12 protein-coding genes and 1 pseudogene are annotated in these 12,654 nt (G+C 59.2%); 7 read left to right on the top strand and 6 right to left on the bottom strand.

What is annotated here, in order from left to right; genetic code table 11:
* Positions 1 to 115: 115 nt before the first annotated feature.
* Positions 116 to 2,430: pseudogene (locus RBH71_RS20420) on the bottom strand (NADP-dependent malic enzyme).
* Between the two features lie 229 nt (positions 2,431 to 2,659).
* Between RBH71_RS20420 and RBH71_RS20415 the strand changes: the two are divergent.
* Entirely contained in the window at positions 2,660 to 3,496 is an 837-nt protein-coding gene (locus RBH71_RS20415; RefSeq protein ID WP_025593573.1) for a UDP-2,3-diacylglucosamine diphosphatase, read from the top strand.
* A gap of 245 nt (positions 3,497 to 3,741) precedes the next feature.
* Here RBH71_RS20415 and dgcA read toward each other — a convergent pair whose 3' ends face one another.
* The gene (gene dgcA, locus RBH71_RS20410; RefSeq protein ID WP_003515484.1) at positions 3,742 to 4,725 is read right to left on the bottom strand and encodes an N-acetyl-D-Glu racemase DgcA; all 984 of its coding nucleotides are present in this window, start codon (positions 4,723 to 4,725) and stop codon (positions 3,742 to 3,744) included.
* 143 nt (positions 4,726 to 4,868) lie between these two features.
* On the opposite strand from dgcA, the gene RBH71_RS20405 reads away from it, so the two are divergent.
* The 5 genes from RBH71_RS20405 to RBH71_RS20385 all read left to right on the top strand — a co-directional run bounded on the left by RBH71_RS20405 (position 4,869) and on the right by RBH71_RS20385 (position 9,947).
* Positions 4,869 to 6,029, top strand: a complete 1,161-nt coding sequence (locus tag RBH71_RS20405; protein ID WP_003515483.1) for an ABC transporter permease — start codon at positions 4,869 to 4,871, stop codon at positions 6,027 to 6,029.
* A 10-nt stretch (positions 6,030 to 6,039) separates the two neighbouring features.
* Entirely contained in the window at positions 6,040 to 6,876 is an 837-nt protein-coding gene (locus RBH71_RS20400; protein ID WP_323687472.1) for an ABC transporter ATP-binding protein, read from the top strand.
* 8 nt (positions 6,877 to 6,884) lie between these two features.
* Positions 6,885 to 8,255, top strand: coding sequence for an MCE family protein (locus tag RBH71_RS20395; RefSeq protein ID WP_003515479.1), 1,371 nt, complete (start codon positions 6,885 to 6,887; stop codon positions 8,253 to 8,255).
* A gap of 15 nt (positions 8,256 to 8,270) precedes the next feature.
* On the top strand, positions 8,271 to 8,876 hold the full coding sequence (locus RBH71_RS20390) for an ABC-type transport auxiliary lipoprotein family protein (RefSeq protein ID WP_019566194.1): 606 nt from the start codon (positions 8,271 to 8,273) through the stop codon (positions 8,874 to 8,876).
* Positions 8,877 to 8,978: 102 nt separating this feature from the next.
* Entirely contained in the window at positions 8,979 to 9,947 is a 969-nt protein-coding gene (locus RBH71_RS20385; RefSeq protein WP_035252178.1) for an alpha/beta hydrolase family protein, read from the top strand.
* Positions 9,948 to 9,971: 24 nt separating this feature from the next.
* Here RBH71_RS20385 and RBH71_RS20380 read toward each other — a convergent pair whose 3' ends face one another.
* Positions 9,972 to 10,406, bottom strand: coding sequence for a PACE efflux transporter (locus RBH71_RS20380; RefSeq protein WP_003515473.1), 435 nt, complete (start codon positions 10,404 to 10,406; stop codon positions 9,972 to 9,974).
* A 632-nt stretch (positions 10,407 to 11,038) separates the two neighbouring features.
* On the opposite strand from RBH71_RS20380, the gene RBH71_RS20375 reads away from it, so the two are divergent.
* Complete coding sequence (locus RBH71_RS20375; RefSeq protein ID WP_003515471.1) at positions 11,039 to 11,290, top strand: hypothetical protein; 252 nt, start codon at positions 11,039 to 11,041, stop codon at positions 11,288 to 11,290.
* 73 nt (positions 11,291 to 11,363) lie between these two features.
* Here RBH71_RS20375 and RBH71_RS20370 read toward each other — a convergent pair whose 3' ends face one another.
* The 3 genes from RBH71_RS20370 to RBH71_RS20360 form a co-directional block, all read right to left on the bottom strand.
* Positions 11,364 to 11,552, bottom strand: coding sequence for a hypothetical protein (locus RBH71_RS20370; protein ID WP_003515469.1), 189 nt, complete (start codon positions 11,550 to 11,552; stop codon positions 11,364 to 11,366).
* 296 nt (positions 11,553 to 11,848) lie between these two features.
* The gene (locus RBH71_RS20365) at positions 11,849 to 12,073 is read right to left on the bottom strand and encodes a hypothetical protein (RefSeq protein WP_003515467.1); all 225 of its coding nucleotides are present in this window, start codon (positions 12,071 to 12,073) and stop codon (positions 11,849 to 11,851) included.
* Positions 12,074 to 12,268: 195 nt separating this feature from the next.
* Complete coding sequence (locus RBH71_RS20360) at positions 12,269 to 12,520, bottom strand: hypothetical protein (protein ID WP_003515464.1); 252 nt, start codon at positions 12,518 to 12,520, stop codon at positions 12,269 to 12,271.
* Positions 12,521 to 12,654 lie beyond the last annotated feature (134 nt).

Genomic DNA, 12,654 nt, shown 5'->3' with positions numbered 1-12,654 from the left:
CCCCGGCCGGTGGCGAGGGTGTTATGCTTCGGGAAATCCGTGTTTCAGGAAGATAACATAAGCTGTTGCCGCAATGCGGCAACAGCATGTTCAAAACTGCGTTAATGCGCCTTCATCAGACCGAAGGGTGCGATGCCTGCACGACGGCAAAGGCCGCCATGTTGACAACGCCGCGCGAGGTGACGCTGGGCGACAGGATATGGGCGGGAAGTGCCGTGCCAAGCAGGATGGGGCCGACATGCAGGCCCTCCGTCAGCGTGCGGGTGACGCCGAGCGTGATGTTTGCGGCATCGAGGTTCGGGAAGACCAGCAGGTTCGCTTCGCCGGTCAGCACGCTGTTGGGCATGGCGCGCTTGCGCAGCGCTTCCGAAAGTGCCGAGCCGCCCTGCATTTCGCCGTCCACTTCCAGTTCGGGTGCTGCTGCCTGCACGATCTTCAGGGCGCGGCGCATCTTGCGGGCGCTTTCAGAATCGCGCGACCCGAAATTGGAGTGGCTGGCGAGCGCGATCTTCGGCGTGATCCGAAGCGGCGGATTTCCTTTGCCGCGAGAATGGCCATTTCAGCCACTTCTTCGGAGGTCGGATCGTTGTTGACGAAGGTGTCGGTGAGGAACAGCGCGCCCTGCTGGGTGATGAGCAGGCTGAGGCCTGCGAAAGAGCGAACGCTTTCCTGCTTGCCGATGATCTGGTTCACGTCGCGCAGGTGCCGGTCGTAACGGCCTTCCAGACCGCAGATCAGCGCATCCGCCTCACCACGCTTCACCGACAGCGCGCCGATGACCGTGGAGTTGGTGCGCACGATGGTGCGGGCCGCCTCCGGGTTGATGCCAGCGCGGCCGACGAGGGCGAAATAATCATCGACGTAGTCGCGGTAACGCGGATCGTCTTCGGGATTGACCACCGCAAAATCGGTATTCGGGCGGATACGCAGGCCGAAGCGCTTCAGGCGCGTTTCGATGATCTGTGGGCGGCCGATGAGGATCGGGATGCCGGTGCCTTCTTCCAGAAGCACCTGGGCGGCGCGCAGCACGCGCTCGTCTTCGCCTTCAGCAAAGATGATGCGCTTCTTTTCGGCAACCTTGGCGGCGTTGAAGACCGGTTTCATGATGAAGCCGGAACGCCAGACGAAGCGGTTCAGCTGGTCGAGATAGGCTTCGAAATCGCTGATCGGCCGGGCGGCGACACCGCTTGCGGCGGCAGCACGGGCAACGGCCGGCGCGATGCGCAGGATGAGGCGCGGATCGAAAGGCGAGGGAATGAGGTAGTTCGGGCCGAAGATCGGCGTTTCGCCGCTATAGGCCTTGGCGGCGACTTCCGAGACTTCCTCGCGGGCAAGCTCGGCAATGGCCTGCACGGCGGCCATCTTCATTTCCTCGTTGATCGTGGTTGCGCCGCAATCCAGCGCGCCGCGGAAGATATAGGGGAAGCAGAGCACGTTGTTGACCTGGTTCGGGAAATCCGAACGGCCGGTGCAGATCATCGCATCCGGGCGGGCAGCACGGGCCACTTCCGGCATGATTTCCGGATTGGGGTTGGCAAGCGCCAGGATCAGCGGATTTTCCGCCATACGCTCCAGAAGTTCCGGCTTCAGCACGCCTGCCGCCGAAAGACCGAGGAAGACATCCGCGCCGTCGATCGAGTCGGCCAGAACCCGCTTGTCGGTCTTTTGCGCGTAAACTTCCTTCCACTCGTCCATCAGCGAGTTGCGGCCGTCATAAACGAGGCCCTCGATATCGTGGACCCAGATGTTTTCTTTCTTTGCGCCCATGGCGACAAGCAGGTTGAGGCAGGCGAGGGCTGCCGCACCGGCGCCTGACGCAACGATCTTGACGCTCGAAAGCGATTTTCCGGCCAGTTCCAGCGCGTTGGTGACGGCGGCGGCGACGATGATCGCCGTGCCGTGCTGATCGTCGTGGAAGACCGGGATGTTCATCTTCTCGCGCAGCTGGCGCTCCACCTCGAAACATTCGGGCGCCTTGATGTCTTCAAGGTTGATGCCGCCGAAGGTGGGTTCCAGCGCTGCGATGGTGGAGACCATGTCGTTGATGCCGGGCGCATCGATCTCGATATCGAAAACGTCGATGCCGGCGAATTTCTTGAAGAGGACGGCCTTGCCCTCCATAACAGGCTTGGACGCAAGCGGGCCGATATTGCCAAGGCCAAGCACTGCCGTACCGTTGGAAATCACTGCAACGAGATTGGCGCGGGCGGTATATTCCGCCGCCATTTCCGGATTTTCATGGATGGCGAGGCAGGGGGCGGCGACACCCGGCGAGTAGGCAAGCGCCAGATCGCGCTGGTTGCCAAGGGGCTTGGTGGCCTGGATTTCCAGCTTGCCGGGGCGCGGGTAGCGGTGGAAAAAGAGCGCCTGTTCCTCGATGTCGGCCTTTGCCGTGTTGGCGGGCGTGTTGTTCTTATCGTGAGAGGTCATGTCTTCCACCGTCATGTCTGGTTCAATTCCGGCCCTCTGAATACAACAAACTTTCCCGTGGTACAGCCGTTATTTGCCGCCCCCTTATGCAAATGCGGGCATGGCTTATTCGCGTTTTCGTGATGCCATCAGTCATATTCCATACAAAAACCGGCCATTGTCATGTTGCTGCAACACGAGTCTGGTTCTGAGAGGGAAGAAAGCCGCAGGGACGCAACCGAACAAGGGGATTAAATCCGTGGCCGGTCAAATTGAAACCAGACAGTTCAGAACGCTTTTCATTTCGGATGTCCATCTCGGTTCCAAGGCGGCCAAGACGGATTTTTTGCTCGACTTCCTGAAACATCACGAGGCCGATACGATCATCCTGGTCGGTGACATCATCGACGGCTGGCGCCTGCGCCGCAGCTGGTACTGGCCGCAGGGCTGCAACGACGTGGTGCAGAAGTTGTTGCGCAAGGCCCGCAAGGGAACGCGCATCGTTTACATTCCCGGCAACCACGATGAATTTCTGCGCGAGTTTCCGGGCATGCATTTCGGCGGTATCGAAGTGGCCGAGCGCATGATCCACGAGGCGGCAGACGGCAAGAAATACCTCATCATCCATGGCGACGAGTTCGATGTGGTGGTGCGCAATGCCCGCCTGCTCGCCTATCTCGGTGACTGGGCCTACGACGCGGCGATTGCGATCAACATCGTCCTTGCTGCGGTGCGCCGCCGCATCGGTCTGCCTTACTGGTCGTTCTCGGCCTGGGCGAAATTGCAGGTCAAACACGCCGTCAACTTCATCGGCGAGTTCCAGCGCGTAGTGGCCGACGAGGCGCGCCGCAACAATGTGGATGGTGTGATCTGTGGCCATATCCACCACGCCGTGATGGAAGACATGGACGGCATCCGCTACATCAACACCGGCGACTGGGTGGAAAGCTGCACGGCGATTGCCGAAAATGCCGATGGCACTTTCGAGCTGATCACCTGGATGCAGACGAGCGATGTCCCTTCGCAGACATCGGACGAGATGGAGCCGGTGGATATTCCAGGTCTGATTGGCAAGCACGCGGCCTGATTGGGGTTTGTTCAACAGGCAGGGCGATCCCTAAGCGCGGGATGGTTCAGCTCTCTGTAGTCATCCTTGGGCTTGTCCCAAGGATCTGCAACCGATTGATTTCGCGCGACGTGGATAGATCCTCGGGACAAGCCCGAGGATGACGCCGAGTGTGAGGCAAGGCTGGTCATACAGTTTACGTGATACTGCAAAGACTATTGCGATGTGCGGCGTAGTGCTTTCACACGAAACCCGAACGACGGCTCTTATCCCCACAACTCCGGCTGCGGCGGATAAACCAGCGAACCCTCGTAAACGAGGCCCGGCTGCCGGTCCTGCCTGAGAATCAGCGGGCCGTCGAGATCGGAGAAGGCGGCTCCCTGAGCGGCCAGAACGGCGGGAGCCATGCCGAGCGAGGTGCCGAGCATGCAGCCGACCATGATGATGAAGCCTAGCCGCTCCGCCTCTGCCTTCATGACAAGTGCTTCCGTGAGACCGCCAGTCTTGTCCAGCTTGATGTTGATCGCATCGTAACGGTCGCGCAGGTCTGCGAGGTCCTTGGTGGAATGCACGCTTTCATCGGCGCAGATGGGGACCGGGTGGTCGATGCGGGCCAGGATGGCGTCCTTGCCGGCGGGAAGCGGCTGTTCGATGAGCGCGATGTTCAGTTCCGCTGCGAGTTTCAGATAATATTCGATATTATCGTCGTTCCAGCCCTCATTGGCGTCGATGATGATGCGCGCGTCAGGTGCTGCGGTGCGCACGGCCCGCAGGCGCGCCTCGTCATCCGCCGTTCCGGTCTTGATCTTCAGCAGCGGGCGGCCAGCGTTTTTCGCCGTTTTAGCCGCCATGGTCTCGGGGTCGGCAAGCGAGATGGTATAGGCGGTAACGAGCGGTTTTGCCGCGTGTCCGAGACTATGTTCGGCAGCACTTTTGCCACTCATCTTGGCTTCGAGGTCCCATAGTGCGCAATCCACTGCATTGCGGGCGGCGCCGGGTTTCATCACCTGCTGCAATTCATGCCGTGTCAGGCCGCCGGCAATCTGCTCAGCCATCGCTTCGATATCGGCGATAACGCCTTCGATGCTTTCGCCATAACGCGGGTAGGGCACACATTCACCTCTGCCGGTAAAGGAACCATCGCGGATGGTGCACGTTACGACATCCGCATGTGTGCGAGTGCCGCGTGAAATAGTGAAGCTGCCAGCAACGGCGAAACGTTCTGTTGTGGCTTGAAGGTAACGGGGCATGTTTTTTCACTTCCTGAAAGGCGTTAAAAGACACATGACGCCAAATTTATCGCGAATTGTCGGCTGTCACTGTGGCTTGCCGAAGGCCAAACCGTTATGAAACCTTTAAGAATCTCGTGACGGCTGCACTCGCTCGGAGCATTATGCAAGAACAGGATATACGGCAACAGGCGAACCCGGCCGCAATCACCGAAGACGACGCCGTCTCCGGCGGCGGCCAGCGGTATGCCTTGAGCGGTTCCTGGCGTAACAGCAATCTTTCCGGCATTTTTGCACGCCTCGAAAACATCGAGAAAAGCGGCCCTGCCGGTCCGGTGGAGATCGATCTTTCCTCGGTGGAGGCAATCGACACGACCGGCGCCTGGGTCATCCGGCGATTGCGCGAAGATATGGAAGCGAAGGGCGTTACCGTCACGCTTACCGGAAACGAGCGAATCGAGGATCTGATCGGCCAATTGCCGGATAAAGCGGCGATGGAGGGCGAGCCTGCCGCCAAGGTGGGACTTGCCGAACGCTTCTTCTCGCCGATCGGCCAGGCTGTCGTCCAGAATGGTGCGGATTTCCTCGCGGGCATGTATATTCTGGGTTCCGCCGTGCGCGGCGCGCAGATGAAGCTCGGGCGCGGACGCGGCGTATCGCCGGCGGCCATCGTCAACCAGATCGACCATATGGGCGTGCGCGCCGTGCCGATCATCATGCTGATGTCGTTTTTGATCGGCGCCATCATCGCCCAGCAGGGCGCTTTCCAGCTGCGGTATTTCGGCGCGGAAGTTTTCGTCGTCGATCTCGTCGGCATCCTGCAATTGCGTGAAATCGGCGTGCTTCTCACCGCAATCATGATCGCCGGTCGCTCCGGCAGTGCGATCACGGCGGAAATCGGCTCGATGAAGATGCGCGAGGAAATCGACGCGCTGAAGGTGATCGGTCTCAACCCTGTCGGCGTGCTGGTGTTTCCGCGTCTCGTGGCGCTGACAATCGCACTGCCGCTTCTGACCATCCTTGCCAATTTCGCCGCACTTTTCGGCGCCGCCATCGTCACGCTTCTCTATTCCGGCATCACCTTCGAAGTGTTTCTGTCGCGTCTGCATGGCGCGGTCGAGGAATCGACCATCGCCGCCGGCATGATCAAGGCGCCGTTCATGGCGCTGATCATCGGCATCGTCGCGGCGGTTGAGGGTATGAAGGTCGGCGGTTCGGCGGAATCGCTCGGCAAACACGTCACGTCGTCGGTGGTCAAATCGATCTTCGTCGTCATTCTGGTGGATGGCCTTTTTGCCATCTTCTACGCAGCCATCGATTTTTAAGGAGGGCGCGTTGGAAACTTTGGACCAGAAGCCGCAAGAGACAAAAACTGCAAAGGACGGCCGTGAGACGGTTCTTTCCGTCGAGGGTGTGACTGTGGGTTTCAACGGCAGGAACGTGCTTGAGAATCTCGATCTGGATGTCTATCGCGGTGAAATCCTTGGCTTCATCGGCCCATCCGGCGCGGGTAAATCCGTCCTGATGCGTGCGATCTTGAGGCTTCTGCCACGCCAGGCGGGTGCAATCCGCATTCTCGGCACCGATTACGACAAGGCCAGCGAAGACGACCGCATGATGCTCGACCAGCGGCTCGGCGTGCTGTTCCAGCAGGGGGCGCTGTTTTCCGGCCTGACGGTGAAGGAAAACATCCAGCTGCCGATGCGGGAATATCTGGACCTGCCGAAAAAGCTGATGGACGAGCTTGCCTATCTCAAGATCGAGATGGTGGGCCTGAAGCCCGATGCGGGCGACAAATACCCGTCGGAGCTTTCCGGCGGCATGATCAAGCGTGCGGCGCTTGCGCGCGCGCTGTCGCTCGATCCCGACCTTGTCTTCCTCGATGAGCCGACATCCGGCCTCGATCCCATCGGGGCGGCGGAATTTGATATGCTGATCGCGCGCTTGCGCGATCTGCTCGGTTTGACCGTGTATATGGTGACGCACGACCTCGACAGCCTGTTCTCCGTCTGCGACCGCATTGCGGTGCTAGGGCAGAAGAAGGTGCTGGTGGAAGGGACCTTGCAGGACATGTTTGCCTGTGACGACCCCTGGGTGCAGTCCTATTTCCGTGGCAAACGGGCGCGCTCTGTCGTTCTTCCGGACGACAGACACGAAAATCCGGTGGAGTAACAAGAAGCATGGAAACCAAGGCGAACTACACCATAGTCGGAATTTTCACGCTGATCGTGATCGCCGCCGCATTCGGCTTCGTTTACTGGATGGCAGAATTCGGCCGGGGTGGACCGACGGCGCAGCTCGTGGTGCGTATTCCCGGCTCGGCAAACGGCCTTTCCGTCGGCTCTCCGGTACGCTTCAACGGCATTCCTGTCGGCACGGTGCGCGGTCTTGCGATCGACCGTGACGATCCGGCCTATTCCATCGCCTTTACCGAAGTGCAGGCGGACGCGCCGGTTTTCCCGTCCACCCGCGCCGTGCTTGAAATTCAGGGCCTGACGGGCGCTGCCTATATCGAGCTATCCGGCGGCAACAAGGATGGTGAGCGCATTCTGCAGAAATCCGTCGAAAGCGGCGTTCCCGCCGAGCTGACGGCCGATCTTTCCAGCGTCACCAACCTTCTTGCCACCGCCGACAAGATCCTGAAACGCGCCGATGGCGCCATCGGCGAATTGCAGGGTTTCGTGCAGGATGCCCGCGGGCCGCTGACGCAGACGGTGCGTAACGCCGAGAAATTCTCCGATGCGCTGGCCGCAAATTCCGATGGTATCAAGAGTTTCATCGCCAGCCTCAGTTCGCTTTCCACCACCGTTCAATCGGTCTCGGTACGCCTGGACGGCACGCTGACTGCTGTCGAAGATCTGGTGAAGGCGGTGGATGCCGGCAAGATCGATTCTATCCTGTCTAATGTCGACAAGGTGACGAAGGACGTCGCTTCCGCTTCGAGCGATATTCAGGGTATCATGGAAACGGTGCAGAGCACGGCGCGCAACTTCGAGGCGGCGAGCACGGAAGTGCAGACGGTGGTGAAGCGCGCGGATGAGCTTTTGGCGTCGGTCGATCCCGCAAAGGTCAGCACCGTGGTGGGTGATGTTTCCGCAGCGACTGCCGATGCGCGTGATGCCGTGGCGAACTTCAAGCGAATTGCCGACGATGTCGGCGCACGCCGGGCCGATATCGACCAGGCGGTCTCCGATTTCACCGACATGGGCCGCAAGCTGAACCTTGCCTCAAGCCGTGTCGATGGCATTCTTGCCAAGGTGGACGGGATGCTTGGAACCGACGATGCCAATTCGCTGTTTGCAAAGGCGCGCGAGACTTTGACCTCGTTCAAGGCCGTGGCCGACAATCTCAATGCCCGAATCGGGCCGATTGCAGACAATCTCACGCGCTTCTCCAGTTCGGGCCTGAAGGATTTCCAGGCGCTTATCGGCAGCACGCGGCAGACGGTCGACAATCTCAACAATGCGATCACCAATATCGACCGCGATCCGCAGCGGTTGATTTTCGGCGGCGAAACCGTGAAACAATATGACGGCAGAACAAGGCGCTAAAAGGGGTATGGGCCAATGACACGATTGATGAACGGCCATAAGCGCCGTGCCCTGCTTTTGGCTCCGCTGCTTGCGGTTGCGATGGCGGGCTGTGCGGGAACCCCATCGAACGATACGTTCGACCTTTCCGTCTCTTCGGCGACTGTAACGCAGGGGCCGTCGCTCAAAGGCCGGCAATTGCTGATCGCCGATCCGACGGCGCTGAAAGCGCTTGATAGCGAAAACATCGTGGTGCGCCTTTCCGGCTCGGAAGTGCAATATCTCGGCAATTCGCAATGGAGCGACCGCCTGCCGCGCATGGTGCAATCCAAGCTGGTGCAAGCATTCGAGGATACCGGCAAGCTCGGTGGAGTCGGACGGCCGGGGCAGGGGCTGGCGATCGATTACCAGGTGGTCAGCGATATTCGCACCTTCGAAATCGATACGGCAAAAAACACCGCCGATATCGAGATTTCGGTGAAGCTCTTGAACGATCGCAACGGCACGGTAAAGGCGCAGGAAGTATTCCGCGCCAGCGCACGCGTCAGCGGTTCCGGAAATGCCAATTTCGTCAAAGCGCTGGACCAGGCTTTCGCCGCCGCCACCCGCGAAATCGTGGCCTGGACGCTGAAGTCGCTCTAAGTCTGACGACGGTCATTTCCGCTACAAGAGATTGCTCTATGTTGCGGGCGAGGCCTGTTGGTGACGGCCTTGCATTCAATGTTTCCGATCCGCGGGTCCGTGATGCGATTTCTGGTGTTGCTTTGCCTTTCCCTTGTTTCCGCCATGTGCGGAACGGGCACCGTTCTGGCAGCCGGTCTTCGGTTGATCGAGATTACCTCGGCAGGCGGCAACCCTTCCATGAGGGCGGCGGTGTGGTCGCCCTGCGCGGCGACTCCGGTGGAGACCCGCATCGGCCCCTTCGCTCTGCAATCGGTGCGTGATTGCCCTGTTGTCGATGGGCAATATCCGCTCGTCATCATCTCCCACGGTTTCGGCGGTACGTATTTCAGCCATCGGGATACCGCGGCGGCGCTGGCGGATGCCGGTTTCATCGTCGCGGCGATCAATCATCCCGGCGATAACGCCATTGACATGAACCGGGCAGGCGATCTTTCCGCGCTGACCGAACGACCGGCCGATATCGTCCGCCTGCTCGACCATATGCTGGCGAACTGGAACGATGCCCGTTTTATCGATGCTGGAAGGATCGGGGTGTTCGGATTTTCGCGCGGCGGTTATACGGCGCTGGTGCTTGCCGGTGGCGTTCCGGATTTTCCAAATACCGGATTGCCGTGCCCTGATGGGCAGGCGGCGGTGTGTGCTCAGATGCTGGAAAGGTCTGCTTCGCCTGAGGACCGGGTCTACGATGCGCGGGTGAAGGCTGTGGTTGTTGCAGACCCCCTCAACGCCTTTCCAGGGCGGGCCGATCTGCGAGATATCAAAATCCCCGTTCAGCTCTGGAGTTCGGAGCGCGGCGGCGACGGTGTGGCGCCGGAGGATATTTTAGGGCTGCGCGACGACCTGCCGGCAAAACCGGACTATCAGACGGTGAAAGGGGCAGGGCATTTTTCGTTCATAACACCTTGCCCCGCCGAGATGGAAAAAGCCCTGGCCGAGATATGCGGCGATATTCCGGGGTTTGACCGGGCGGAGTTTCATCGTCGACTGAACAGCGAAGTCATCCGCTTTTTCACGGCTTCGCTACGCTGAAGCACACGCCGGTGCCGCCGCCGATCAGACGGCGTCCTGCGACCGCCATTCCGGCAGCGGGAAAAGCCGGTCGTAGCCCCAGTTGAAGACGAAGGCATAGACTACGTAGAACAGCGCAAACGAGATATCCATCACCAGCGCCTGGGCAAGGCTGATGCTGAGATACCAGGCGATGAAGGGCATCAGCACGATCAGCAGACCAAGTTCGAACAGCAGGGCATGGGCGACGCGGATAGCAGGCGTCTTCAGCGTCGTGCCTTTCAGGCGCTGCATGGCATGGTCGAAGCCGAGATTGTAAAGATAGTTCCAGGCGGTGGCGAGCGTGGCGCTGACCAGACCGACAATGCCGATATCTTCCATGGGCATGTGAAATACGAATGCACCCAGCGGCACGACCAGCAGAAGGCCGATGATTTCGAAGCTGAGAGCGTGGCGGATACGATCGGGCAGGGAACGCAATTTATTCTCCGGTATGTGACCGGGCCGTCCCGCATGCTGTCGCCATAATGGCCGAGGTCGTCCTCTCGCAAAGCCATATAGCGGTTTCGGGCAAAATTTCAAGCCTTGGGTCATGGTTGGGTTTGGGAGCGCTCTTCTCAGCGGGAGCGGGATGAGGTGGCGAGGCCGGAGCTATGCGGCGAGACTTCGCCTTCATGCGACTATTCGTGCCACCGTATCACCGGCGTGGAGACGAAGCACGCGGCGGTGCCTTATCTTTTCAATTGTCCGCCGTTTCGCCGCTGCGGAACAAGACCGCTGTTTTTTCGTTATCGCTCATGGAAGGAGGCGTGCCATGCAGCATAATTCTCCAGATGGACGAACGATAAAGGCCGCCAACGCGGCACAGGCCACAACTTACAAGCCTAGCCTCATTTCCCTGAAGGGAAGTTATGTGGCGATGATATTCCGCAGGCCGCTTTGCCAAAATCCGCTGGATTTGCGGAAAAAATAAAGCGGCACGCCTCACCCATTGCCACCGATGACGACTGCCGCAATGACAGAGAGCTTTAGATGTCTCTAAAGTGTGATTTTCAATCCGGACCGTCTCCCCTTAGATTGGGAGATCGCCACGAAAGCGAAGGGAGAATGACATGAAATCAGTTCTCATTATCGCCGCTGTACTTGGTTTTTCCGCCAGTGCAGCGTTGGCGGAGTGCGCGGGTCATGAAAAGATCAACGCTTCCGTTCCTGCTGTTGACCGTGAATTCAAAACTGCGAGCATCGTTCCGCCGACGGATCCGGTGGACAAGCCCATCGTCATACTGAAAAAGACCGATCGCCTTCCGGCGGCAACGGTTGCGACGACTGGCGAACCCGAAGCCGCAATGCAACGCATGCAATAAGACAAGACAATGATCGTTTCATTCTGAAAATCCCGTGTGTGAGGTAATCCGCACGGGATTTGCTTTTCGCCATCTAGCTGTCGAGTTTCAGCGACAATTGCTTCGGGCCTTCATTCTTTTTCAGCACGTAGAGCGGCCGGGCGATGATGACTTCCGTTCGCCGCTGCAATTCCCGTCGCCTTTCAAGCGCGCGCTCGCGCATATCGCGGGAGCGAGCGACCACGGACAGGGCATTTTCTATGGTTGCGTCTGCTGCGTTCATCGCTGACCTCCATAATGTTCACTTTATGTTCTCATTATCGGTCGCTTATGTCAACACTGTGGCAGCGATACTTAAAGGGCAGCTGAAATGCCCTGGAGATGGTCTGTGACGGGGAAGCTACCGGCTGCATTGAGGGGGCAGGGTTTTGCCTGGAGCGTTTTCTCCCCTCGCGCTTGCGACGGAGCATCGAAGGCCCTTGCGGGCGCGACGGGGGATACTCCGGCCTGCTCAATCAATTTTCGGGATGCTTTGGCAATCATGCCGGGTGCCGATCGGCTCCGGCGGGAGGGAGGCTGTCAGGACAGGGGGCGTTGATCGGGTACGGTGAGGCCTGGAAGCAGGTCACTCAGATGTTCACTGGCGAGCGCGACGATGGCAAGCGCGGCCTGCTGGCGGTTCCAGCCAGCGTCTTCCGCTTTTTCGATGAGCCCTTGAATGGAGGGCTCCAGCGCGAACTGGCACTCGGCCTGATAGTCCATGGTATCGATAGAAAGCGATGGAGAATTAATTGCGGCCCGCATCGTTTGGTCTCCCTGTTTTCCGCCATGCACGTCGTTAAGCGACGCGCAAATCGGAAACATGCACATTCAGAGGCCTATGATATCGGGCAGGCCCGTATATCAATGGCAGCGAATCCCCCAGCAGGCGGGACGTTAACGGCAAGTCTCGATGGCTGTCAACGAACGTCCGGTAGCGACGGCGCCGTCTTACCTATTTCAGAGCCTTCCGTTCCGGAAAGGTTTTCGTCTCCAGACCAGCAATGCCATGACATAAAGCGCAAAAAGCACGAACCATGTGACGGGCAGCACCATGAAAAGCGCCGCATAGGCACAACTTCCCTCGAAACAGGAACCGAGAAATCCGGAATCGGCAAGCGTCCCCGACAATAGAAACGCACATACGCCGCTTCCGACTGCGCCGAGGGCGAAAAGCAATATGTTGACGATCAATCTCATCACGACAATCATAGGCATGATTAAGACCGCTTTGCGGAGCGGGTGGCACTGCCGCGCTGATATTTCGTCGTTTCAGTAGATGTGTTGCAAAACCGGCGTTGCCGGAGCGGCTGATTTTTTTGAAGGCCGCTTGTCGGTGCAGGCCC

Source organism: Rhizobium sp. AN68 (genome assembly GCF_030758035.1).
Lineage (GTDB): Bacteria > Pseudomonadota > Alphaproteobacteria > Rhizobiales > Rhizobiaceae > Agrobacterium > Agrobacterium tumefaciens.
Note: the sequence above shows the minus strand (reverse complement) of the source record. Positions and strands in the feature narration are given on the sequence as shown.